The 24,407-nt window shown below is 47.2% G+C and carries 22 protein-coding genes and 5 tRNA genes (1 of these 27 running past the window's edge); 14 read left to right on the forward strand and 13 right to left on the reverse strand.

The features are described 5' to 3' along the window. Positions 1–182 carry the 5' end (the start) of an MFS transporter gene (locus tag U2H13_RS01100; RefSeq protein ID WP_376700800.1) on the reverse strand. 1,030 nt of this gene lie to the left of the window's left edge, so 182 of the gene's 1,212 nt are visible here — the first part of the coding sequence; it begins with the start codon at positions 180–182; the stop codon falls past the left edge of the window. 228 nt (positions 183–410) lie between these two features. On the opposite strand from U2H13_RS01100, the gene U2H13_RS01105 reads away from it, so the two are divergent. The 5 genes from U2H13_RS01105 (at position 411) to U2H13_RS01125 (ending at position 6,404) form a co-directional block, all read left to right on the forward strand. Next, complete coding sequence (locus U2H13_RS01105; protein WP_007408029.1) at positions 411–1,679, forward strand: aspartate aminotransferase family protein; 1,269 nt, start codon at positions 411–413, stop codon at positions 1,677–1,679. Further along, positions 1,676–2,626 carry an inositol monophosphatase family protein gene (locus tag U2H13_RS01110; protein ID WP_014416764.1) on the forward strand — a complete coding sequence of 317 codons (951 nt, stop codon included), beginning with the start codon at positions 1,676–1,678 and terminating at the stop codon, positions 2,624–2,626. The genes U2H13_RS01105 and U2H13_RS01110 overlap by 4 nt, the downstream gene beginning before the upstream one ends. Continuing rightward, complete coding sequence (locus U2H13_RS01115; RefSeq protein ID WP_003156784.1) at positions 2,601–3,647, forward strand: zinc-binding dehydrogenase; 1,047 nt, start codon at positions 2,601–2,603, stop codon at positions 3,645–3,647. The genes U2H13_RS01110 and U2H13_RS01115 overlap by 26 nt, the downstream gene beginning before the upstream one ends. A gap of 231 nt (positions 3,648–3,878) precedes the next feature. Then, positions 3,879–5,312: a SulP family inorganic anion transporter gene (locus tag U2H13_RS01120; RefSeq protein ID WP_021495342.1), complete on the forward strand. Its 1,434-nt coding sequence runs from the start codon at positions 3,879–3,881 to the stop codon at positions 5,310–5,312. Between the two features lie 150 nt (positions 5,313–5,462). Then, complete coding sequence (locus U2H13_RS01125; RefSeq protein WP_088056555.1) at positions 5,463–6,404, forward strand: bile acid:sodium symporter family protein; 942 nt, start codon at positions 5,463–5,465, stop codon at positions 6,402–6,404. Here U2H13_RS01125 and U2H13_RS01130 read toward each other — a convergent pair. The 12 genes from U2H13_RS01130 to U2H13_RS01185 all read right to left on the reverse strand — a co-directional run bounded on the left by U2H13_RS01130 (position 6,393) and on the right by U2H13_RS01185 (position 19,951). Next, the gene (locus tag U2H13_RS01130) at positions 6,393–7,145 is read right to left on the reverse strand and encodes an alpha/beta hydrolase (protein ID WP_103527202.1); all 753 of its coding nucleotides are present in this window, start codon (positions 7,143–7,145) and stop codon (positions 6,393–6,395) included. The two genes, U2H13_RS01125 and U2H13_RS01130, sit on opposite strands and share 12 nt — an antisense overlap. Next, positions 7,142–8,152 (reverse strand): iron ABC transporter permease FeuC, encoded by a 1,011-nt coding sequence (feuC, locus tag U2H13_RS01135; protein ID WP_038461736.1) that lies wholly within the window; start codon positions 8,150–8,152, stop codon positions 7,142–7,144. Before feuC ends, U2H13_RS01130 begins: the two co-directional genes overlap by 4 nt. 1 nt (position 8,153) lies before the next feature. Further along, positions 8,154–9,161, reverse strand: a complete 1,008-nt coding sequence (locus tag U2H13_RS01140; RefSeq protein ID WP_007609051.1) for an iron ABC transporter permease — start codon at positions 9,159–9,161, stop codon at positions 8,154–8,156. A 19-nt stretch (positions 9,162–9,180) separates the two neighbouring features. Next, complete coding sequence (locus tag U2H13_RS01145; protein WP_003156778.1) at positions 9,181–10,137, reverse strand: ABC transporter substrate-binding protein; 957 nt, start codon at positions 10,135–10,137, stop codon at positions 9,181–9,183. An 87-nt stretch (positions 10,138–10,224) separates the two neighbouring features. Further along, positions 10,225–11,820, reverse strand: coding sequence for an AraC family transcriptional regulator (locus U2H13_RS01150; RefSeq protein WP_121984588.1), 1,596 nt, complete (start codon positions 11,818–11,820; stop codon positions 10,225–10,227). Positions 11,821–11,957: 137 nt separating this feature from the next. After that, the gene (locus U2H13_RS01155; protein ID WP_017419292.1) at positions 11,958–13,202 is read right to left on the reverse strand and encodes an exo-beta-N-acetylmuramidase NamZ domain-containing protein; all 1,245 of its coding nucleotides are present in this window, start codon (positions 13,200–13,202) and stop codon (positions 11,958–11,960) included. 15 nt (positions 13,203–13,217) lie between these two features. Beyond that, complete coding sequence (locus U2H13_RS01160) at positions 13,218–15,131, reverse strand: glycoside hydrolase family 3 protein (protein WP_061861785.1); 1,914 nt, start codon at positions 15,129–15,131, stop codon at positions 13,218–13,220. 46 nt (positions 15,132–15,177) lie between these two features. Then, positions 15,178–16,461: a penicillin binding protein PBP4B gene (gene pbp4b, locus U2H13_RS01165; protein WP_014416772.1), complete on the reverse strand. Its 1,284-nt coding sequence runs from the start codon at positions 16,459–16,461 to the stop codon at positions 15,178–15,180. Positions 16,462–16,479: 18 nt separating this feature from the next. After that, entirely contained in the window at positions 16,480–17,847 is a 1,368-nt protein-coding gene (locus U2H13_RS01170; RefSeq protein ID WP_022552502.1) for a PTS transporter subunit EIIC, read from the reverse strand. A 127-nt stretch (positions 17,848–17,974) separates the two neighbouring features. Continuing rightward, a complete protein-coding gene (murQ, locus tag U2H13_RS01175; protein ID WP_061861787.1) occupies positions 17,975–18,904 on the reverse strand; it encodes an N-acetylmuramic acid 6-phosphate etherase in 930 nt (309 codons plus the stop codon). A 99-nt stretch (positions 18,905–19,003) separates the two neighbouring features. Continuing rightward, positions 19,004–19,480: a GNAT family N-acetyltransferase gene (locus U2H13_RS01180; protein ID WP_007408015.1), complete on the reverse strand. Its 477-nt coding sequence runs from the start codon at positions 19,478–19,480 to the stop codon at positions 19,004–19,006. An 18-nt stretch (positions 19,481–19,498) separates the two neighbouring features. Beyond that, positions 19,499–19,951, reverse strand: a complete 453-nt coding sequence (locus U2H13_RS01185) for a DUF523 domain-containing protein (protein ID WP_014416775.1) — start codon at positions 19,949–19,951, stop codon at positions 19,499–19,501. A gap of 180 nt (positions 19,952–20,131) precedes the next feature. Between U2H13_RS01185 and U2H13_RS01190 the strand changes: the two genes are divergently transcribed. The 9 genes from U2H13_RS01190 to U2H13_RS01230 all read left to right on the forward strand — a co-directional run bounded on the left by U2H13_RS01190 (position 20,132) and on the right by U2H13_RS01230 (position 24,392). Beyond that, positions 20,132–20,203 (forward strand) — tRNA-Glu (locus U2H13_RS01190). A gap of 3 nt (positions 20,204–20,206) precedes the next feature. Continuing rightward, positions 20,207–20,282: transfer RNA gene (locus U2H13_RS01195), tRNA-Val, on the forward strand. A 5-nt stretch (positions 20,283–20,287) separates the two neighbouring features. Next, positions 20,288–20,360 (forward strand) — tRNA-Thr (locus tag U2H13_RS01200). A gap of 19 nt (positions 20,361–20,379) precedes the next feature. After that, positions 20,380–20,464 (forward strand) — tRNA-Tyr (locus tag U2H13_RS01205). Positions 20,465–20,468: 4 nt separating this feature from the next. Next, positions 20,469–20,540, forward strand: a tRNA-Gln gene (locus U2H13_RS01210). A gap of 229 nt (positions 20,541–20,769) precedes the next feature. Continuing rightward, positions 20,770–21,333 carry an RNA polymerase sigma factor SigW gene (sigW, locus tag U2H13_RS01215; protein WP_003156766.1) on the forward strand — a complete coding sequence of 188 codons (564 nt, stop codon included), beginning with the start codon at positions 20,770–20,772 and terminating at the stop codon, positions 21,331–21,333. A gap of 13 nt (positions 21,334–21,346) precedes the next feature. Beyond that, the gene (rsiW, locus tag U2H13_RS01220; protein ID WP_003156765.1) at positions 21,347–21,973 is read left to right on the forward strand and encodes an anti-sigma-W factor RsiW; all 627 of its coding nucleotides are present in this window, start codon (positions 21,347–21,349) and stop codon (positions 21,971–21,973) included. A gap of 165 nt (positions 21,974–22,138) precedes the next feature. After that, on the forward strand, positions 22,139–22,960 hold the full coding sequence (gene cdaA, locus U2H13_RS01225; protein ID WP_003156763.1) for a diadenylate cyclase CdaA: 822 nt from the start codon (positions 22,139–22,141) through the stop codon (positions 22,958–22,960). Beyond that, a complete protein-coding gene (locus U2H13_RS01230) occupies positions 22,953–24,392 on the forward strand; it encodes a YbbR-like domain-containing protein (RefSeq protein WP_014416777.1) in 1,440 nt (479 codons plus the stop codon). The genes cdaA and U2H13_RS01230 overlap by 8 nt, the downstream gene beginning before the upstream one ends. The last annotated feature ends 15 nt before the right edge of the window (positions 24,393–24,407 follow it).

Genomic DNA, 24,407 nt, shown 5'->3' on the forward strand with positions numbered 1-24,407 from the left:
TATGGCATTCCGATGACACCGATGAGAAAGCCCATGAACTGAGAGAATACCAATACTCCGCCATTACTGTAGCTTTGTGAATAATGTGTGAGTAACTCAGGCAGTACGGCTCCCAGAATAACAAGTGTAAAAGCAATCGATCCATAAGAAAAACAGCTTATCCACAGCAGACGAGTTTTCATCATTTTATCTCCTTATTGGTAAAATAATATTTCTCTCTACTCGTATGACATGATTATTTTACAAAAAATCCAAGTATTGTTACTATATCACATAACTTTTTCTCGTACATCCCTTATGGTAACGTTAACAAATTGTTAACATTTTTTACAAGAAAGATCGTTGACATTATTTTCAATAATTTATACGATAAAAAGCGAAATTCTAATAATTTCATAGGGGTGGTATTTGTGGGAACGAAGGAAATCACGAATCCAGACAGCTTGTATTACAGTGTTGACGATGTAGTAATGGAGCGCGGAGAAGGGATTTACCTGTACGATCAAGAGGGAAATGAGTACATTGATTGCGCTTCTGCCACATTTAACTTGAATTTAGGATACGGTAACAAAGAAGTCATTGATACGGTTAAAGAACAAGCCGATAAGCTGATCCATGTGACATCATCTTTTCAAACAGACGCCGTAAATAAACTGGCAGAAAAACTAGTAGAAATCGCCCCCGATAATCTCACAAAAGTACACCCTAAAGTCAGCAGCGGTTCCGGTGCAAATGAAGGAGCTATTAAAATGGCTCAGTATTACTCCGGAAAAACCGATGTCATCTCCTTATTTCGAAGCCACCTCGGACAAACGTATATGACTTCCGCTTTGTCCGGCAACTCATTCAGAAAAGAACCTTTCCCGCCGCAAATTTCTTTTGGCCTGCAAGTCCCCGATCCGTATTGCAGCCGCTGTTTTTATAATCAGAAACCTGATTCATGCGGTATGCTGTGCGTAGAAAGAATTAATGATTTTATTGAGTATGCGAGCAATGGAAAAATTGCCGCCATGATTATTGAACCGATATCCGGAAACGGTGGAAACGTCGTTCCGCCTAAAGAGTATTTTAAACAGCTGAGAAAGCTTTGTGATGAACATGATATCGCCCTGATTTTTGATGAAATTCAGACCGGGTTCGGACGGACGGGCAAAATGTTTGCCGCGGACCACTTCGATGTGAAACCTAATATGATGACGGTAGCAAAAGGGCTCGGGGGCACAGGCTTCCAAGTCGCCGCCACTCTGACGGAGGACAAGTATACCGGGCTTCCGGGGTATACGCACTCCTTCACGTACGGCTCAAATGTGATGGCCGCCGCTGCCGCGTGTAAAACCATAGATATTATGCAGCGCCCGGGATTTTTGGAAAATGTAACGACGGTCGGTCATTATATTATGGATCGCTTAGAAACGATGAAAGAGGATTTCGCTTTTATTTCTGAGGTAAGAGGCGTCGGTCTTATGATCGGTGTGGAGATTGTTAAAGAGAACAATGAACCGGATGTGGAGCTGACCAATTATATTGCTAAACGGGCAATGGATTACGGGCTGATTCTCCGGACATCCCGTTACGGATTCGGAAATGTATTTAAAATCCGTCCGCCTTTAACCATTACACTTAGTGAAGCCGAAGTGCTCTGCTACAGACTTCGCAAGCTATTGGAGGAAATCAAGTGAGAGATTATATCATTGGGCTTGGACAATTTGTTTATCAAAAGGTGAAAAATCAAAAAGGCACGCTGAAAAACCGGCTCGTAAACGGCTATTCTCCGGGAGGCGACGCCCAATTTAACATAGACGCCGCTGCTGAGGAGGCGGTGCTGGATTATATTCAAGAAAAGGGCCATCCGGTTGCTTTTTACACGGAGGATGGCGGCCTGAAACTGATTGGAGAAGATCCGCAATATATTTTAATTGTAGATCCGATAGACGGAACGCGCCCGGCCGCCGCGGGACTTGAAATGTCGTGTATTTCGATTGCGCTTGCTTCGTATAAGCCAAACGCAAAGATTAAGGATATCGAATTTGCTTTTTTACTTGAATTGAAATCAGGCGCTTATATGTACGGTGATATATACAGCGATGCGATTCATTTTGAAGGGTATCATGGAGAATTGCCGAATTTGAGCGGAGTGCGGGATATTAAAAATATGTTTTGGAGCCTTGAATTTAACGGGCATCCGGCGCAGCTGATGACGGACGCATACGGCCATCTGATTGACCAGTCGGCCAATAATGGCGGGGTTTTTGTTTTCAACAGCGCTTCTTATTCGATTTCGCGAATTATCACGGGGCAGATGGATGCTTATGTGGATATCGGCAATCGTCTGCTGAAAGATGATCCGAAGCTGCTTTCAGATTTTCAGCAGGTCGGGAACGGGCAGGTGCTGCATTTGTTTCCTTATGATATTGCCGCAAGCGTCTTTTTGGCGAAGAAGGCGGGAGTGGTCATTACGGATGCATACGGCCGGTCTTTGGACGAAACGCTTCTGACAGATTTAAGTTATCAGAATCAGCAATCATGTATTGCGGCATCAACGAAGGAGCTTCATCAAACATTGTTAGACCAAATCCGCTGGGGCAGAAAGGAAGAGAAATATGAAGGCGTTGGTCTGGACTCCTAATGATAAGCTTGAATATCAAGAGGTGGACGAGCCTCAAATTCGGAAATCCAATGATGTGAAAGTGAAAATTTTCGGAACCGGTATCTGCGGAACGGACTTAAATGTGCTGAAAGGAAAAATGAATGCAACCCATCATATGATTATGGGGCATGAATCGGTGGGAGCGGTCGTGGAAATCGGACCGGACGTGACAAATGTAAAAGTCGGAGACCGCGTCGTGATAGATCCTACGCAGTTTTGCGGGAAATGTCATTATTGCCGGAGAGGGCTGACGTGTTATTGCGAAACCTTCGAGGATTGGCAGCTCGGAATCGGGGCGCACGGAACGTTTGCGGAATATTACGTGGGGGAAGACAGGTTCATGTACAGAATTCCGGATTCAATGGAATGGGAGCGGGCCACATTGGTTGAGCCTCTCTCCTGTGTGCTGAATGTTGTGGACAAGGCTTCGATTCAGCCGGAGGACTCGGTCTTGGTTTTGGGGTCGGGACCGATCGGACTGCTTGTGCAAATGATGGTGAAAAAACTGGCGCGATTGACGGTTGCGACTGAAATAGGCAGTTTCCGAAGCGAGGCGGCGAGCCGGATATCGGATTATGTCTACCACCCTGAAGCATTAACCGTGGATGAAGTGAAACGGATTAATCAAGGAAGAAAATTTGATGTGATTTTTGACGCGATCGGCAATCAGCTTGATTGGGCTTATCCTTTTATTGAAAAGGGAGGCAGAATCGTGCCGATGGGCTTTGATGATACGTATGAGATGACGGTCAGGCCGTACCAGCTGCTGTCAAACGGCGTGACGATTGTGGGCACAGGTGAAGCCCGCCAGATCATGGAGGCCGCGTTAGCATGCGCGTCCGACCTTCCGCAGCTCTATGATTTTATTACGGAAAAGACGGAACTGAAGAATTATGAAGAAGCCATTGATCATCTCATGGGCATCGACCCGGTGACAAAAGAAAGAAAGGATATCAGCGCAATAAAAACGATTCTTGTGTCTGATCCGGAACTTTTATAAAAGCGGAAACGGCTCCAGTGAGAGTCGTTTTCTTTTCTTATTTATACGGTCTTGCACATTTCTTTAAAGTTTAATATGATACTCTTTGTTAACAATTCCTTTCCTCAATGACATTATACTCTGAGCGTGTCCTCTTTTTCCCCGTAAGCCTGCCTCATATTCCCCAGATGAAAATCAATGTTTCCAACTGATAGGGTGCGGATATTTACAGTGAAAAGGAGTCGTTATCATTTGAAAGATTATACGTTACAGCAGCAATGGTTCGGGAATGTCCGTAAAGACATTCTGGCCGGTATTCTGGTTGCTCTCGCTCTGATCCCTGAGGCGATCGGATTTTCAATTATTGCAGGTGTCGATCCGATGGTCGGCCTTTATGCATCATTTTGTATCGCGATTATTATTTCTATCTTCGGCGGCAGACCGGGAATGATTTCAGCCGCTACGGGTTCAATGGCGGTTGTCATGGTGACATTGGTGGCTGATTACGGGCTGCAGTATTTGTTTGCGGCAACCATTTTGACAGGTATTATTCAATTTATTCTTGGTGTCAGTAAGATAGCGAAATTGATGAAATTTATTCCGCGTTCGGTCATGATCGGATTTGTGAATGCTTTGGCGATCTTGATTTTTTCTGCGCAGCTGCCGCAGTTCAAAGGAGCTTCATGGGTCATGTACGCCATGCTTGCCGGATCACTGGCTATCATATATCTATTGCCGAAGGTTACGACGGCTGTGCCGTCTCCGCTGGTGGCGATTATTGTCATGACGATCATTGCGGTGGTCTTCCATGCGGATGTCCGCACGGTCGGTGATATGGGCGGGATTACAAGTTCACTTCCGCATTTCTTGATACCGGATGTTCCGTGGACGTTTGAGACATTGCGGATTATTTTCCCGTATTCACTGGCGCTTGCATTCGTCGGATTGCTCGAGTCATTGCTGACAGCCCAGATCATTGATGAAATGACGGATACGGTTAGTGATAAGAACAAAGAAAGCCGCGGACAAGGCATCGCCAATATTGTGAACGGATTTTTCGGAGGCATGGCCGGATGCGCCATGATCGGCCAGTCTGTCATTAATACGAAAGCCGGCGGACGCGGCCGGTTATCGGCTTTTACGGCCGGCGCGTTTTTAATGTTTTTAATTGCCGTATTAAGCGGTATCGTCATGAAAATTCCGATGGCTGCGCTGGTGGCCGTGATGGTTATGGTGTCCATCGGCACGTTCGACTGGTCATCGATTAAAGGTTTACGGAAAGCGCCCCTTACTGATTCGATCGTTATGGTTATTACCGTCGTGACGGTCGTCCTGACAAATGATTTATCAAAGGGTGTCTTCGCGGGTGTGCTGCTAAGCGCGATCTTTTTTACGGCTAAAATTTCTAAGCTGAAGATTGTGTCACATTCCGAACAGAAAGATGTCAGAACATATAAGGTAACGGGACAAATCTTTTTTGCTTCCGTGTCTGAACTGATGAATGCCATCGTTTATGATGAAGACGTGAAACGAATTGTCATTGATTTGACCGATGCCCACGTGTGGGATGATTCGGGAGCGGCGGCTCTTGAGAAAATTGTCGCCAAATGTAAAGAATACGGAATTGAGGCTGAATTAAAGGGATTAAATCAGAAAAGCCGAGATTTAATGAAACAAATGGCATAGAATTTGTGAAGTCCGGATGAATATATCCGGGCTTTTTTTCGGTTAAATTTGTGGGTTTGCATTGTTATAATGAATGAGATTTGAAAACCGTATATAGGAGACTTGCATATGATGTGGCTACAGAAGTTGAACCAAGTGTTGGGGAGAATCATGCCGCTTTTGACTCCGTCAAGTGTGGCGGCGGGTGTGCTGTTATCTCAGCATATCAGCTGGATGGCCGGCGCTGTGCCGTGGATATTTGCATTTATTACATTTACGGGCAGTCTGAGTGCCAATTTTCAATCGCTGAAGCGCAGTATCGAGAAGCCGCTCCCGATGATCATGGCATTGTTTGTTCTGCATATTTTCATGCCTGTTTTTGCATGGGGAAGCGGCCATCTGATTTTCAGCGGTGACCCTTTAACTGTGACGGGGCTGATTATGGGTGTGGTGATTCCGACCGGAATTACGAGTTTGATTTGGGCTGCGATGTATAAGGGAAATGTCGGATTGACGCTGTCTATTATCCTGGTTGATACCGTGCTTTCTCCTTTTATCGTACCGTTAAGCCTGTCTGTCCTGGCCGGGGCGAATGTTCAGATGGATGTGTGGGGAATGATGAAAGGGCTGGCGGAGATGGTGGTGATTCCGTCCATCGCAGGGATGATGGTCAACCAGTTTTCCCCGCCGGTAAGGACTCAGGCGATAAGCCGGTCGCTGTCTCCTTTTTCAAAAATCTGTCTGATGATTGTCATTGCCATTAACAGTTCGGAAATCGCGCCGTATGTCACGCACGTGGATATCAAATTTGCGGGCATCGCAGGCATGGTATTTTTTATTGCCATGACGGGTTATGCCGTGGCTTGGCTGATCGGAAGACTGATGAAGCGGAGCCAGGATGAAATCGTGTCTCTGATTTATACAGGGGGCATGCGCAATATCAGCGCCGGAGCCGTTCTCGCCGTGTCTTTCTTTCCGTCTCAAGTGGCGGTTCCGGTCGTCATCGGGATGCTCTTTCAGCAAATCCTTGCCGCTTTGTTCGGCTATTTGCTGAGACGCTTTGAACTTAAGCCGGTCGTGATGAAGTATGAAAAAAACCGCTCAGCTACGTGAGCGGTTTTTTCCGTACAGCCAGCTTAGTGCTGCATTGAATTGTCGTTTGAATGCTTCTTGATGGTGCACGGCGCCTTCTTCAACAGTGAAAGAGAGCTGAGATTGAGAAAAGCCTTTTTGCCTCAGGCTTTCATGCACGTCTTTATTTTGTCGGATCATGGTGTTTTGGATGTTGTTTTTATGCTCAGCTTCGCGGCTGCCTACAGACATATAGATACGCCGCCGTGCCGGACGCAAAGATGCGGAGCGGACATAATCTGCTGATTTTTCATACCAGAAGGAACCGGAAATACAGCCGATTCTGCCGAATATTACAGGCTTTTGTAGCATCGCGTATATCGAAAACAGTCCGCCTAATGACGCGCCGATCAGTCCTCTTGTTTCCGGATGTGCAGAAATGTGATGCATATCTTCTACAGTTGGAATGATGGCATCTGTCAGCTCCTCGAGAAAGAGCCTCCCTTTGCCGCCGAAATCATGAAATGCAGGGCTCAGGGAAGGCGCGGGCCACGGTGTGTACTCATCGAGCCTGTCAGCCGGTTTGATGCCGGCAAAAATCAATTCGGGAAGTGTTCCGTTCGCAAATTGGGATTCAAGCTTATCCATCTGTTCTAAAAACAAAGAACCCCCGTCCAGTACGTACACACAGGGTAAAGCCCCTGTTTGAACCGAATAGGAGGGAGGAAGATACACAGTGCATTCCTTTCCGTTTATCCGGTGTTCTGTAAGGGTGCCTCTCATGCATCCAGCCCCTTCTTCTGCTTAAACAGAAGAAAAAAGAAATAAGGAACGCCGAGAATCGCAAGAATAATTCCCGCCGGCACTTCTGAAGGCTGAAAGAACAATTTGCCCGCAAAGTCGGCGGATATGACGAGGAGCATACCGACCAATCCGCTGACCGGTAATGAGTATCTGTGCTCAATCCCGGCGAGCCTGCGGGAAATATGGGGCGCGATCAGCCCGACAAATGCCATGCTGCCCGCTGCGGTTACACATGCGCTGATCAAAGCGATGCAGGCAATGAGTAAAATCGTTTTTTCTTTATTGGTTGAAACACCGAGACTTTTCACCGTGTCCTCATCGAAACGAATGGTATCCAGCAATGACGTTTTCGCCATAAGAAGAGGAATGAACAAGATCAGCCACGGAAGGATCGCCGTAATGGTCATCCAGTTTGCCGACCAGATGCTGCCGTTTTTCCAAACCATCGCCATCTCATAATCCTGCGGGTCCATTTTTAATGAAAGAAATAAAGACAGCGCGCTGAATCCTGAATTCATGGCGATCCCGACGAGAATAATTCTGCCCGATTCCAGATGCCCCCGGTGCCAGGCGAAAATATAGATCAGCACGGCCGCCATCAATCCTCCGATGAGGCCGAAGACAGGCATACCCATCGCAGAGGCAAGTGCCGTCGCTTCAGATTGTCCCTGAAACAGAAGCATAAACGCGACGATTCCCGCTCCGGCTCCTGCATTAATGCCCAGAATACCGGGATCGGCAAGCCCGTTTTTGGTAATGGCCTGAATAACGGCTCCGGCTATCCCCAATCCGAGCCCGATGGCAGCAGCCATGACAATGCGCGGCAGCCTCAGCTGAAACAGCAAAATGTCATATTGCGGATTCGGATGGATGCGGAAAAGCGTACTGAGCAGTTCACCCGGCTTTGCGGAAAAAGAACCGCTTGTCATGCTGAAATAGCTTACGAGCAATATGAGAGCAATCAGAATGATATAAATTCCGGCCATTTTACGCACCACGCTGATCCCCTCCTTTTCTTTTAATCAAATAAAGAAAGAAAGGAACACCGATGATAGAAGTGACAACTTCAATAGGCGTCTCAAACGGATAATTGATGAATCGGCTGGCAAGGTCGCAAAGGGTCAGGAAGACGCCGCCGATGATGCACGCGCATGGGATCAGCCTGCTGTAGTCCGATCCGACGAGAAAACGTGTGATGTGCGGAACGACCAAACCGACAAAGGCAATTTTTCCGGCGAGTGCCACCGAGCTTCCGGTCAATATGACAACGGCCGCCATCGCCATGAGTTTGATGGTTCTTTTCTGCTGTCCCAGACTTTTTGAAATGTCGTCTCCTAATGATACGGCAGTGACCTTTTTGCTGAGAATCATGGCCGTGATGATTCCGATCGCAAAAAACGGGACGGCCAGTTTCAAAAAATCAGGGTTCATTTGATGCAGTCTCGCACTGTACCAAAAACTGAGATCCTGCGAAATTTGAAAATAAATCGAAAGCGCAGCCGACAGACTGCTGAGAAGCATACTGGTCACCGTTCCGATAATGGCAAGCTGCACCGGGGTAAAACCGCCGGGAAGAATGGAGGCCAGCCCGAAAACAAGAGCGGCGCCGAATGCGGAACCGATAAACGAGTATATGATCATTTCAATGGATGTCGATTGAGGGAGCAATACCATGCAAAGGGTGATGATAAAAGCGGAGCCGTCCGACACACCCATGATCGAAGGCGAGGCCAGATAGTTCCGTGTGATTCCCTGCATGAGCGCTCCGGAAACAGCAAGGGCGGCGCCGATAAACATAGCGCCGGCAGCCCTCGGGATTCTTGAATGCCATATGATCTGATGGTCGGTATTCTCCGGATTAAAGTGCAGCAATGCGGAGAACACGGTATGGAAGTCAAGCTGCTTTGCGCCGTATAAAACGGAAAGCAGCAGTGACAGAACAATGGCAATCGGTGAAGCAATGATAATAATGTGTGTCCGCCGTTTTGCATACATGTGAAAAACCTACTCTTTATTAGTCTTGAGTCAATTTGTCAGCCGCAACCTGTAAGAAGCTGATTTTACTCCATGCGGTTCCGCCTTGGGCTAATGGGTCAATCGTATTGACGTATACATGGTCTTTTTTGACTGCCTTCAGGCTCTTCCAGATCGGATTTTTCTCTAAGTCTTTCAAAGCGTCCGGCTTATCTGCGTTTTCGTCATCAGAGAATTGTACGAAGATATGGTCAGGGTTCATTTCGCTTAATTTTTCAAGAGAAATCAGTTCCTGCGCTTTCGCCGCTTTGACTTCGTCCGGCGCCTTCAGGCCTAAATCACCGTAAAGCGTGGAGTTGAAATATACTTGTTCAGGATAAATATAAATATTGCCTTGTCTGATTCTGATGACCAGCGCGTTTGACTGTTTCGCTTTGCTGTTGATCTTTGTTTTTGTCTTTTTCAGGTCCTGTTCGTAATCTGCGATGATTTTTTTCGCTTTTTTCTCTTTATCTGTAAGCTGGGCGAGCAGCATCATGTTTTCTTTCCAGTTTGATGAGATATGAGAGACAGGGATCGTTTCAGCGGTGCCGCTCAATTTTTTCAACGTTTTTTCCGGGAATTTGGTTGATGCCAGAATGACGTCCGGCTGCAGCTCAAGAATTTTTTCCATGTTCGGCTGCATTTTTTCTCCCGTTGATACGGATTTATCTGTAATATCTTTAAACAGTTCCGGGAATTTGCCGGAGAAAGAAATTGCTCCTGCCGGATGAACGTCAAGCAATTTGGCGTCTTCCATTGATTCTACGCTGCCTGTAATGGCGATTTTGTCAGTCGGCGCTTTGACTTCATATGTTTTTCCTAGATATTCGATTTTCTTTTTATCTGAAGAAGCGTCCTTTCCTTTACTTGCTGTATCGGATGTTTCTGAGCTTCCGCAAGCCGCGGCCGTGAAAGCCAAAAGCAAAATCATGAAAGCGAATGCCAATTTCTTCATCTATTGTTCCTCCTGTTCAATTGATAACTATTATCAATTGGAATTATAGAGAATGAATTGGGATAAGACCATGGATAATTTCCGGCATTACCATGGACGATCTTCGGATAAAATGGAAATGCTTTGCTCGATCATCCGCTGATGTCCGCTTGGAGAATATTCAATCCACGGGTCAGATGAAATGGGAAACACGCGTTTATTGCTGACGGCTCTAAGGTTCTGCCATATCCCGGTCTGCTGAATCCGCTGAAAATAACGAAGCGTTTCCGGTTCTTTACAAGTGAAAAGCATGATGCAGTCAGCTTGGCAATCCGCCAGCATTTCCAAGGAAATCTTTTCGTCAGGAGCAAAAGATTCCGGTTTTGCGGAGGCAAAGCCTAAATCACCGAAGAAGACATCCTCAATACTGTTGTTATGGGCGATGTACATATTTTCTTTATATACACGGACAAATAAGAACCGCTGATGCCGCACGTGTTTAAGAGCATCTTTCGCTGAATGGGCGAGACTTTGATAAGCTTTAAGCCAGTGCCGCGCTTCCTGCTCTTCATTCAAATATGCGGCTGTGCGAAGAAACTGGTCTCTCCAATTCTCTTGAGCCGGAAGGTAAAAAACGTCAGTGATGTCATTCAGGCGCTGTTTTTCTTCTTCACTGACAGAATCAAGACTGAAAATGATGTCCGGAGCAGCTTGGGACAGCGTGTGCAGGTTCTCTTCCCAATTTGCATTATAACGGTAAGCACTCAGGTGAACCGGAATATCGGAAGAGAATTGTTTGTAATAATAGGCCGTCCATTTCGGGTGCAGCGCCGCAGCGTAAGGCACGTGATGCAGAGGAATCAGATGCCCCATCGTTTCTTTTCCGTACGCGGCCATTTTTATGCGCCTTTTTTTCATATAGCTTGTAGGTGAGCTGCCGGTATGTTTTTTAAAGATGCGGCTGAAATAAAATTCGTCCTGGTAGCCGATTTGATGAGCGATTTCCCGCAGTTTGCAGTTTGCCTTGGCCATCAGTTTTTTCGCATTGGTTATGCGGATGTCTGTGATATATTCAGTTACGCTCTGCCCGTATAGTTTTTTAAAGGTTTCACTGTAATGCTTGGGACTGATTCCCGCCATATGAGCGAGCTGGGTGAGCGTGATTTTTGTGTCGGACTGAGCATGTATGAATTGTTTTGTCTGTTCGATCGCCGCTTTCGTATTATTTTGATGGCATACTTTTGCGGCATAAAGGTCGTACATCAGCTGCTGAAAGTCGGCTGTATATTTCATTTTCTGCAATGCATCCGCCGATCGCACGTTTTCAGAAAGTGACTGAAGCCGGCTTGTCAAATGATCAACCGTTTGTATATTCATTTGCTGAAGTCCGTGGAAGATGTCTTCCCCGTTATCCGGAAGCATCGCTTCATCATCTGATGAATAGGAGAAAACACGGAGTCTGACGATATACAAATGGATGCCGCCTGACGATATAGGGGCAATATTGAATGTCTCATCACAAGGACAGATGTAGAGCGTTTCCTTCTGCAGCGGAAAGCTGTCTGTTCCGATATCAATTTGTCCCTCGCCTTTCACATGAAAGACCAATACGGGGGAATCAGTGAGCTGATGCTCTGACAGAAGGTCGGCTGTTTTTTTTACGGAGATGATATCAATGGGCTGAAAGAATAATGTGTTTTTCATAAGAAACCACCTTTTAGGAAACATTCATTTAAATGATAACTGTTATCAATGAAATTGTACCAAATAAATGAATGTTTTCCTATAAAAAGCGGAAATGTGAAATGCGTCAAAATGTTACACGTGTAACACGAATTTTGTCAGTATATGAGGTATTGTTTTCTTAGAGTTTTGAATTGGTCCAGCCGGCGTTGATATGTGCCGGTGATGTCTTCAATGGAAGCGCCTTTTTCTATTTTTTTGCGTACCCAGCCGTTACCGATCAGCTTGTCAAAAGAGCCTGTCGGCAAGAACGAAAAGTCATTCGGATATAAGTCATGCATGGTTTTCAGAATGGAAAGCCCTGTTTTTGCCGCTTCAAATGTGTTTCTGTTTGTTACGTAGACTTGTACGCCGTGGCACAGCTTGCCCTGGTGCTTGGAGAAGCTGGGGATAAATGATGCGGCTCTGAAGGTGACGCCCGGAAGCTTGAGACTGTTCAGGCGTTCTTCGAGCTCGGTGCTTTTCATATAAGGCGCGCCGATCAGTTCAAACGGCTTTGTCGTGCCCCTTCCTTCGGATACGTTTGTGCCTTCGATTAGTCCTGTCGCCGAATATGCGAATATGCTGTCCGGGGTCGGGATATTAGGCGAAGGGAGGACGAACGGCAGGCCGGTATCTTCAATCGTCATCGTCCGCTTCCAGCGCTTCATTTTTACGACGGTGAGGTCGGCGCCAATATGAAACTCTTTATTGAATAAAAGAGCAAGCTCACCGATCGTCATGCCGTGCTTCAGCGGGATCGGATACAGTCCGACAAATGAAGCGTAATCCGGTTCAAGAACCGGGCCGTCCGGATTTCGTCCGCCTTGCGGATTCGGCCGGTCCAAGACATAAAAAGGAATGCCTTTTTCTTTGGCCGCTTCCATGGCATAGGCCATTGTATAAATGTAGGTGTAGTATCGCGTTCCGACATCCTGAATATCGAAAATCAGCACATCTGTATCTTTCAGCATGTCAGGCGTCGGTTTCCTCGTTTCCCCGTACAGGCTGTAGACGGGAAGCCCTGTTTTTTCGTCTATATAGGATGTGACTTTGTCTCCGGCCTGAGCATCGCCGCGGACACCGTGCTCCGGTCCGAATAATGCCGTCAATTGGATGTCTGGTGCCTCATACAGCACGTCAACGCTGCTTTTCAATGAATTGTTCACACCGGTCGGGTTGGTGATCAGCCCGACCCTTTTTCCCTTCAGTTCCTGTTTATAATCTTTCAGCAGGCGGTCGATGCCTGTTTGGATGCTTGGTTTCTTGGCGGTATGAAGGTTTCTGTCAGAAGCCGCCGAGACTGCCGTCATGGCACTGATGACGACTAATCCGGCAAGAAGCGCAGCCGTTTGTTTTTTCATGATCAGTCCTCCTGTTTAAAGCGGTTTTCCGGTCTTCAGATTGATACCGAAACCATAAGGATAGAGTGTCGTTCCCGGATGAGTGACGGAAGGAATGTCAGCGGGCAGCCTGCCTTGCGGTTTTGTCTGTCCGAATATCGCTTCAATGCCTGCCGGAATGTTTGGCTGGAGAAATTGTCCGTCTGTATATCCTTTAAAGCCGTAGACTGCGATAAGGGCTTCAGCTTCTTCAAAGTTCGCAGCGTCATATGGATTACGCAGGCTCATCAGCACAAAGGGTTTTTGGTTTGATTGTGCGGCTTTCATGACGGCCCGCGGAAATGCAGTCGTCCACTTGCCGGGATCTGTGACGGAATCATCAATCACGCCGTCGTTTACGACAGGGTCATTTTTCACGACATAGGAGCCTGTAATCACGTAATCCGCGTCGGATACCAGCTTTTTGTGCTCATCATGAAAAGTGCGCTCGGCGAAGTTCATTTTACTGATGGTTACCGGCCGGATTTTTTTCTTCTTGATGAGCTGCCGAAGGGTTTGTTCCATTGACGCTGTTTGATCTTCATAAGGAGCGGCAATGAGAACGCGGCTGTTCTTTTTCGGTTTGAATGGGAGCGTGCGGTTTTTGTTTTGTAAGACGGTGACGGACCTTTCCGCGATTTGTTTTTCAGCTTTCAGGTGATTTTTGCTGCCGACGGTTTTCTTTGCTTTTGCAATCTTCTTTTTCAGATTTGTCTCTTTCGGTGCGGGATATATCCCTCTTTTTATTTTCAGGGAAATGATGCGTTTCACCGATTTGTTAATTTGCTGAAGCGGAATTTCCCCTTTTTGTACCGCCTTTTTTAAAGCGGAATGAACCCGGGCAAAGCGGTTTTCCGTTTGCAGCGAAGTCACTTGGGCCGGCATCAGGGCAATATCGACTCCTGCTTTTACTGCCATGACGACCGCCTCTTCTTGGCCGAAATGATCGGCAATGGCTTTCATATTTAATGCATCCGTAACGATGACGCCGTTAAATCCCATTTCCTCACGGAGAAGATGAGTCATCACTTTTTTCGAGAGTGTGGCGGGTACGAGGATGTCTGAACCGTCCAGCTTGCTTTTATAGGTTGTATCGTCAAAAGCGGGAAATTGCACATGGGCTGTCATGATCATATCAGCTCCGGCCTGAATGGCCTTCCGGAACGGATAAAGTTCAATTTGACGCAGCCTTTCTTGATTGTGGGTGACAAGCGGAAGGCCGTAGTGGCTGTCGACATCCGTGTCGCCGTGTCCCGGGAAATGTTTGACGGCGGCAGCGACATCCTGCTTTTGCTGAGCCTTCATTGAGGCAAGGCCGAGTGAAGCTGTCAGATCTCGGTCTGAACTGAACGACCTGACGCCGATGACAGGGTTTCCGGGATTATTATTGATATCGAGAACGGGAGCGAAATTCGTATTAATGCCCAGTGCTTTCAGTTCTTTCCCGATAATGGCGCCGGTCTGGGACGCGTAGGCTGTTTTTCTAGCGGCTCCGAGCGCCATATTGCCTGGGAAATGAGTGCCTTCGCCAAGTCTAGTTACGATGCCGCCCTCCTGATCAATGCTTAATAATAGCGGAATGTCAGGGCTCGCCTTTTGAAAGGCATCTGTCAGGCGTACCGTTTGCTCAGTGTTTTTTACATTTTCTGCAAATAAGATAACGCCGCCGAAACGGTACTTTTGAATAAGCCCTGCGACTTCGTCATTCATTTGGGTAAGAGCCTCAGGTGATGGCTGCCCCTTTTTTTGCCAATTGCGAAAATCAGGCATGAGCATCTGCCCTAATTTTTCATCTAATGTCATACGGGATACCGCTTGTTCCGCCTGTGACGGAATGTCCGGTTTTGTCGATGCATGATGCGTGCCGAAAACAATGAACAACAGTAATACAGCTGAGATGACAAGTTTCATGATGGTGCCCTCCTGCCGTCATAGTTTGGACAAAAGACATGGGTTGTCATTCAATGGCTTCATAAATCGTTTTTATGACGCTGCCGTAGCTTCCGGTCGGGAAATGATCCCCTTCAAAAACATTCGGGTTTTCACCGGGACTGACGACGGGGGAATGCTTTTTATTGGTCAAAAGTGCGATCCCCAGCTTATAAGCGGGATCAATAATCGTGACGGTGCCGGTCCATCCCGTATGGCCGTATGCCTGCCTGCTTGCATAAGGGCCGAACATCCACTCCATATCCGGGCTGCCGTTTTTCCGCCAGCCGAGAGCAAAAGTCGGATCAGAGGATGCCGCCGTTGTGAACAAATCGGCCGTTCTTTTATTGAAGAGAGAAACGTGTTTATAACTGCCGCCGTTCAGCATGACTTGAAGAAGGACGGCCATATCATCAGCTCTGGAAAACAGCCCGGCGTGACCGGACACCCCTCCCATGGAGTAAAATGCTTTTTCATCGTGAACTTCCCCCTGCAGCGTATATGTCCTGATGTGAGGGAAATGGATGACTCCGTCACGTGTGTTGCCTAAACGTTCAGTAGCTGCGAATGCTTTTTCTTTAAAGCCTTTTTGCAGCGGATTGAACAGTGTGTGCGTCAGTTTCAGCGGTTTGTACAGTTCTTGTTCCGCATAGGCATCAAGGGTTTTTCCGGTTATGTTTTCAATGATGCAGCCGAGAAGCATGTAACCGATATCGCTGTATACGTGTTTTGTTCCCGGTTTATATTCAAGCGGGATTTGGGTGAGAAAACGGATCGTTTTATCCCGTTCTTGTGAATACAAAGGGCCTGCGGTGTCCGGCTGATAGAAATAAAAGCTTGCCGGCAGACCGGATTGGTGCTGGAGCACATCGATGACGCGAATGCGGTCTTTTTCTTGAATCGGATCGCTTTTTCTGTCTTTGAAATCAGGAAGGTAAGCCGAGACTTTTTGATACACATCAAGCTTTCCCTGGCTGACGAGTCGCTGTAATGCAAAATTGGCCGCGTACATTTTTGTATTGGAAGCTAGATCAAACATGGTTGATGTTTTCATTTTTTTCGGACGGGATAAAAGGGTGTTCCCGTCATATTTTTTGCTGTAGCCGTATGCTTTCTTTTTGATCACCCGTCCGTCCTTTACGACGACGAGGACGGCTCCGGGGAATCCTGCTGCGATGTCTTTTTCAATCATTTGATCAACCTTTCTGAGCTTTGCTGCGTCGTATAATTTGGATTGGGCTTCGGCTTTGTGCTGCGGCAGAAAAGAGAGGCTGATGACCATTGTGAGTATGGCGGCTGTCAGTGTTTTCATATTCTGATCCCTCCCGGTTTATTCAAATTCAGCAGCCATGTCATCCTTAAATCCAAACGCATAAGTGAAGACAAAGCCCGCCGCGTAAGAGATGAAGAGACCGATGATATACAAAACGATTTGAGCCGGCTGTACGAGAAACGAGAGCGGAAGGCCGGAGACACCGATTGAAAAAGTAGCCACCTGAAAATGGGCTTGAAAGGCGCCGCCGATTCCCGCCCCTAAACACGCCGTCAAAAACGGCCGGCCGAGCGGGAGCGTGACGCCGAAGATGAGCGGCTCTCCGATTCCGAGCAGACCGGATGGAAGTCCTCCGCCGATCGCTCTTTTCAATGAGGCTTTTTTTGTTTTCATAAAGATGGCGAAGGCCGCCCCTACTTGACCCGCGCCTCCCATCGCGAGAATCGGAAGAAGCGGGTCATCTCCGATTGATCGGATTAATTCCAAATGTACGGGGGTCAAGCCTTGATGCAGGCCGGTGACGACAAGCGGCAGGAAGGCGGCTCCCAGTACAAACCCTGAGAGCACTCCCCCGACATTCAGCAGTGACAATAAACCTGATGTAATCAGATCAGAAATAAAACCGCCTGCAGGGATAAACACGACATATGTCACCAGCCCGGTGATAAGTAAAGACAATGTAGGCGTGACGATAATGTCGATGGATTGATGGACGTACTTTCTGATAAACCGTTCGGTATAAGCGATAAAAACCGCAGCGAAAAGAACGCCGATTAATCCTCCCCTGCCCGGGAGCAGATTCTCTCCGAACAAACTGATATTGGCGATCTCAGGGTTAAGGATCAATATGCCCGCAAGGCCGCCCATCGCGGGTGTCCCGCCGAATTCCTTCGCCGCATTGATGCCGACAAGGACGCCGAGGTAAGTGAACAAGCCTGAACCGATAACCGTTAAAATAAGTGCGATTTGGGATTCTTTCGGGAGCCAGCCGGCCTGAATGACGGCTTTCGTAATACCGGTGATTAAACCTGATGCAATGAGTGCGGGAATAAGGGGGATGAAGATGCTTGATATTTTTCTCAGAAACCGTGTGATGGGTGTGGTGTTTTTTCTGTTGAGATCGGCTTTTTTCCGTGAGGCGGCTTCTTTTAAATCAATGTTTTTTCCGGATGACATAAGTTTTGCGAAAGCGTCGGCGACATGATTGACGACACCCGTGCCAAGGATGATCTGCAGTGTTTCGGCTTCGACGACGCCTATTACCCCGTCAAGCTGTTTCAGCGCTTCAATATCCGTTTTGTCCTGATCTAAAGGTGTAATCCTCAGGCGTGTCATACAGTGGGTAAAGCCTGAAATATTCGATGAACCGCCGCAATTGTCCAGGATATCTTTGGCCAGTGACTGATAAAATGCCTCTTTGCTCATGGAGATCCTCCTTTGTCCGTGCGATTTTTCCCGGGGAGCTGTGCCTGAAACGCGTCCTAAAAGCGCCTGCGCCGATTATGAAAACGGCGCGGGCTCGTAAAAGCACATTATTTCCACCAAAGAACGATCAGCGTTCTTTTTCTTTTGAAACGTGCTGTTCAATGGCTTTGTCAATGAAGCCGTCTGATTCTTTGAGCAGTGCCTTCGCGTGTGTTTCGTCCGAATTCGTCTTCAGCATGACGATTGCCGTTTTGACATGGCTGCCTGCGGCCTCAAGCGTTTCTTTTGCCTTGTCGTACGGAACGCCCGTGATGCTTTGGATAATGCCGATTGCGCGTTCTTTCAATTTTTCGTTGCTGACATGAACGTCCACCATTAAATTTTCGTACACTTTGCCGCTTTTGATCATCACGGCCGTGGAAATCATGTTCAGAATCATTTTATGTGCCGTCGCCGCTTTCATTCGTGTTGACCCTGTAATCACTTCGGGGCCGACGACGACTTCGATGCTGTGATCGGCATAAGTGCTGATCAATGAGTGTTTATTGCATGTGAGCGCGACAGTTTTGGCGCCGATTGTTTTTGCGTATTTCAGCGCACCGGCCGCATACGGCGTGCGCCCGCTTGCCGCGATGGCGATCACGGTGTCTTCTGAGGTAAGCCCGATCGTTTTGAGATCGAGAGCGCCGGTTTCCTCGCTGTCTTCTATACCTTCAGCCGCTTGCAAAAAGGCGTCTGCCCCTCCGGCCATCAGACCGATGACGGTGTCGGGACTTACGCTGTATGTAGGCGGGCATTCAACCGCATCCAGTACACCGAGCCTGCCGCTTGTGCCCGCTCCCGCATAAATCAGCCTGCCGTTTCGCCGTAAGGACTGATGGGCGAATTGAACGGCAATCTGAATATCGGGCAGCACCTGCTGAACGGCTTCAGCCACTTTGAAATCCTCTTCGTTAATGATGCGGAGAATTTCCATCGTGTCTGCTTGATGGATTGAAGCGGTCTGCGGATTTCTGGTTTCTGTGGTCAATCTGTGAATGTTAAGCCGGTCTGTCATGATTGTACCCTCCCAAGTCGTTAATACTTGAAGTATATGGGCTTCTGAATAGATGTTTCAAGAAAAATCGGCAGGGATGAGATGAATAATCAAGCGCTTTCACAAAAAATGATGCAGAATATGCTGTTCACCGATCGGGCCGATCCTGCGCCGCCCTTTATCAATAAAACCGGAAGACCGGTACAGGTTCTTTGCGCGATGATTGCGATGGTTTACAGCAAGCACGATTTCATCACACCAAGGAAAGTAATTTGCGACAAAAGCGGGGAGCTGCAGCATCGCTTGTTTGGCATAACCTTTTCCCTGATGCGGTGCATGTAAGGACAGCGCACTCAGCAAAATGGCAGACACATTATTCGAATACGGGGCAATGGTTTCTTTTGAGGTATGTAAAATAAAAAAACCGACGGGGCGGTCTTCTTTTAAAATGACTGTCGGGTAGCGATCCCGGATGACAAGAGCCTGCGGCAGTACATCTATCGGCAGAGCTGTGAACTTTTTATCTTCTTCACTCAGCACAAACCCGTTAAGCCCGTCTGCATGCTCCGGTTTATAAAAGGACAGGGCTACATCCATGATATCTACTCTCCTTTTTTATAATTGATCCAATTCATCTTCTGATAGAACACGGCAGCCTGCCCGTTTTAAAAGAGCGGAAGTGATGCCGTCTCCGAGTATTTTTTTTCCTGAGAATGTGCCGTCATAGATAAAGCTGCTGCCGCAGGACGGGCTGTTTTCTTTAAGGATGACCGTGGCGGCGCCTATTTCTTTTGCGTATGCTAATGTTTTTTCCGCGCCGTCCATATATAAAGCCGTAACGTCTTCGCCTGATGCTGTTACGATTTTTGCCGTTCCGTTCAGCACGTCTTCGCCCGTGCCGCCGATGATTTCCGCCGGTTCGCGGGGAGTGGTGAAGCCGCCCAAAAGTTCGGGGCAGACCATAACAGCTTTCTTTTCTTCTACGAGTCTGCGGATTTTTTCCGAAGCGGCGTGAGAGCCGTTATACCTGCATTCGATACCGCCGAGACAAGAGCTGACTAAGATCATCTGTGTCCATTCCCTTCAATATTTTGATACTTTCATCATAAATGAAATAAGAGAGGAGGGATGAGTTTTTCAGTTAAAAAACGGGTAAAAAAGTTTGAAAATAAAAAAAATAATTTTTCTCTTTACAAATGAGGTACAACCTGTATATAATAACTTTTGTCAGCTCGACGCGGACACAACGGCCCGTTGGTCAAGCGGTTAAGACACCGCCCTTTCACGGCGGTAACACGGGTTCGAATCCCGTACGGGTCATATGGAGGATTAGCTCAGCTGGGAGAGCATCTGCCTTACAAGCAGAGGGTCGGCGGTTCGAGCCCGTCATCCTCCACCATATTTGCCGGCCTAGCTCAATTGGTAGAGCAACTGACTTGTAATCAGTAGGTTGGGGGTTCAAGTCCTCTGGCCGGCACTGTTTTTTAAAAAAATACGGAGGGGTAGCGAAGTGGCTAAACGCGGCGGACTGTAAATCCGCTCCCTCAGGGTTCGGCAGTTCGAATCTGCCCCCCTCCACCATTTTTGGGCTATAGCCAAGCGGTAAGGCAACGGACTTTGACTCCGTCATGCGTTGGTTCGAATCCAGCTAGCCCAGTCTCAGACACCTTTTGCATAAAGGTGTCTTTTTTTATCAGCATTTTGTTTCGATTTCTGATTGTTCATCAGATATACTATTTTTAAGCTGCTGTTAAGGCAGTATATTCTGTATTTTCCATCTACACCCTGCCTGAAATTTGGTAAAATAAATGTAATAAAAAAATGAAACCTTTTAAAACAATCAACGTATAGATACAGACCGGTGAAGGGCAGAGGTAAGATAAAACATGGAAAACCTGATTAAAAAAAGAATCAAGCAAGTCAAAAAAGGCGATCAAAATGCGTTTGCAGAAATCGTTGACCTTTATAAAGATAAGATTTACCAGCTTTGCTACCGCATGCTCGGCAATGTTCACGAAGCGGAAGATATTGCGCAGGAAGCTTTTATCAGAGCGTATGTCAATATCGACAGTTTCGATATCAACAGAAAGTTTTCAACGTGGCTTTACAGAATTGCGACCAACCTGACCATTGACCGCATCCGCAAGAAAAAGCCTGATTACTATCTGGACGCAGAAGTAGCGGGAGCAGAAGGGCTGACGATGTATTCGCAGATCGCCGCGGACGGGGTTCTCCCTGAAGACGCCGTATTGTCATTGGAGCTGTCGGACACAATTCAGAAAAAGATTTTAAAGCTGCCTGACAAGTACAGAACGGTTATTGTATTAAAGTATATTGACGAACTCTCTTTAATTGAAATCGGGGAGATTCTGAATATCCCTGTCGGCACCGTCAAGACAAGGATACACAGAGGCAGAGAGGCTCTTAGAAAACAATTGAGGGATCTTTAAGTGGGGTGATGAAATGAGCTGTCCTGAACAGATCGTGCAGCTTATGCATAAGCATCTTGATGGAGATATCCTTCCTGAAGATGAAAACGTATTAAAACAACATTTGCAGTCATGCGGGAATTGCAAACGGCATTTTCATGAAATGGAGAAATCCGTAGCACTCGTCCGAAGCACATCGCATGTCACGGCCCCTGCTGATTTTACTGCCAAAGTTATGGCGAATCTTCCAAAAGAGAAAAAACGCGCTTCTGTAAAACGATGGATCAAAACTCATCCGATGATTGCAGCCGCAGCGGTTTTTGTGATTTTAATGGGCGGCGGTTTTTTCAACAGCTGGCATAATGACCACAATTTCAGTGTGTCCAAACAGCCGAACCTTGTCGTGCAGAATCACACGGTCACCGTCCCTGAAGGCGAGACCGTAAAAGGCGATGTCACAGTAAAAAACGGCAAGCTGTTCATTGAAGGAAAAGTCGACGGCAATGTGACCGTCGTCAACGGAGAAAAATACATGGCCTCAGCCGGACAAGTCACCGGGCAGATTGAAGAGATTAACCAATTGTTTGACTGGGTCTGGTACGAACTGAAATCGGCGGGCCAGGGCGTCGTGAGCGCTTTGGACCCGAATGAAGATGAGTAAAGCGTATAATCGCTTTACTCTTTTTTTGTGCATCGCCGCGCTGGCTCATTTCACTTGAGAAATCAAAATGTGGTATAATGAGCACGCTATATGATGTACATATTGCTCATGCAGCACAATTCATAACAGAAAAACGAAATGACTGAATTCTTGGAGGACGAGGAAATGGCTTTTGAGGACATCCCATTTTTGCAATACCTCGGCAATGCCGTTGATATTCTCCTTGTTTGGTATGTGATATATAAATTAATCATGGTCATACGCGGGACGAAGGCGGTTCAGCTTTTAAAAGGAATCGTCGTCATCGTATTGGTCCGGATGGCCAGTTCATATTTGGGACTCAGCACGCTTCAGTGGCTGATGGACCAAGCGATAACATGGGGATTTTTAGCGATCATCATTATATTCCAGCCTGAGCTGAGACGGGCGCTTGAACAGCTCGGACGGGGCCGGTTCTTTTCCAGGAGCGGAACCCCCGTGGAGGAAGCGCAGCATAAGACAATTGAAGCGATTACAAAATCGATCAGCTACATGGCGAAACGCCGCATCGGCGCACTCATCGCGATTGAGCGCGATACGGGAATGGGCGATTATATTGAGACGGGCATCCCGCTTAATGCGCAGGTCAGCTCGGAGCTTTTGATTAATATCTTCATCCCGAATACACCGCTGCATGATGGAGCGGTCATTATGAAAAATAACGAGATTGCGGCGGCTGCCTGTTATCTGCCGCTTTCTGAAAGCCCGTTTATTTCAAAGGAGCTGGGGACGCGTCACAGAGCGGCTGTCGGCATCAGTGAAGTGACGGACAGCTTAACCATTATTGTATCTGAAGAGACGGGCGCCATCAGTGTGGCCAAAAACGGAGACCTTCACAGAGAATTGACGGAAGAAGCACTGAAAGAAATGCTTGAAGCCGAGTTTAAGAAGAACGCCAGAGATACTTCTTCTAACCGCTGGTACTGGAGGGGCAAGAAAAATGGATAAATTCTTAAACAACCGCTGGGCTGTAAAGATCATTGCATTGCTCTTTGCGCTGCTGCTTTACGTTGCGGTTAACAACAACCAGGCGCCGACTCCGAAAAAGCCGGGGGAATCCTTTTTTCCGACATCAACGACTGACGAGGCTACGCTTACTGATATTCCTGTAAAAGCATACTATGATGAAGCGAACTATGTCGTCACCGGCGTGCCTCAGACCGTAAATGTCACGATTAAAGGCTCGACAAGCGCGGTGAAAAAGGCGAGACAGACGAAGAATTTTGAGATATACGCCGATATGAATAAGCTGAAGACCGGGACTCATAAGGTCGAATTGAAAGCGAAAAACGTATCGGACGGACTGACGATCTCCATTAACCCGTCAGTCACGACGGTTACGATTCAGGAAAAAACGGCTGAGAGTTTTCCCGTGGAAGTTGAATACTACAATAAAAGCAAAATGAAAAAGGGATACACCCCTCAGCAGCCGATTATCAGCCCGAAAAACGTGCAGATTACAGGTTCGAAAAATGTGATTGATAACATTTCACTTGTAAAAGCATCCGTGAACCTTGAAAATGCAAATGAGACCATTGAAAAGGAAGTGAAGGTGACCGTCTATGACAAAGACGGCAACGCACTTCCTGTTGATGTTGAACCGTCAGTCATTAAAGTGACGGTTCCCGTAGCCAGTCCGAGCAAAAAGCTTCCTTTCAAAATCGAAAGGAAGGGAAGTCTTCCGGACGGGGTGAGCGTTGCGAGCATTGACTCGAATCCGAGTGAGGTGACGGTTTACGGCCCGCAGGATGTGCTGGATTCACTGGAATTTATTGACGGCGTATCTCTTGATTTAGGCAAAATTGATAAAGATACCGATATCAATGCCGATATCCCGCTTCCTAAGGGTGTCACTAAGGTATCACCGGAAAAAATCACGCTTCATGTTAAAGTGGACAGTGAAGACAAAAAGGATTTTGACAATGTCGGAATCAAGACGGTCGGACTGGGAGGCTCACAGCAGATTGAGTTTCTCGATCCTGAATCGCAGGCGATAAATATTACGGCCAAAGGCTCTCCCGCCAACATTAAGGCGTTGAAAAAGTCAGACATTGAACTGTATGCCAATGTCTCGGACTTGGATGACGGAGAGCACTCTGTAAAGCTTGAAGTAAACGGCCCGCAAAACGTCACATGGTCCCTGTCAAAAGACACGGTTAAGATCAAGCTGACTTCTAAGAAAAACACACGTTCAAATAAAAATAACGGCGGTTCCGCTGATTCCGGCAATAAGAACGGCACAAGCGGAGACGCAGACAAAGACAAGAACAAGAACCGGGAAGACGACACTGACAGCGATCAGAATAAAAGTCAAAACCAGGATCAAAATCAAGACCAGGATGAAGACGGATCAAGCGCTGATTCTTCTTCAACAGAATGAAAAAGGAGCGATACA

The organism is Bacillus sp. A1, from assembly GCF_042296235.1.
Classification (GTDB): domain Bacteria; phylum Bacillota; class Bacilli; order Bacillales; family Bacillaceae; genus Bacillus; species Bacillus velezensis.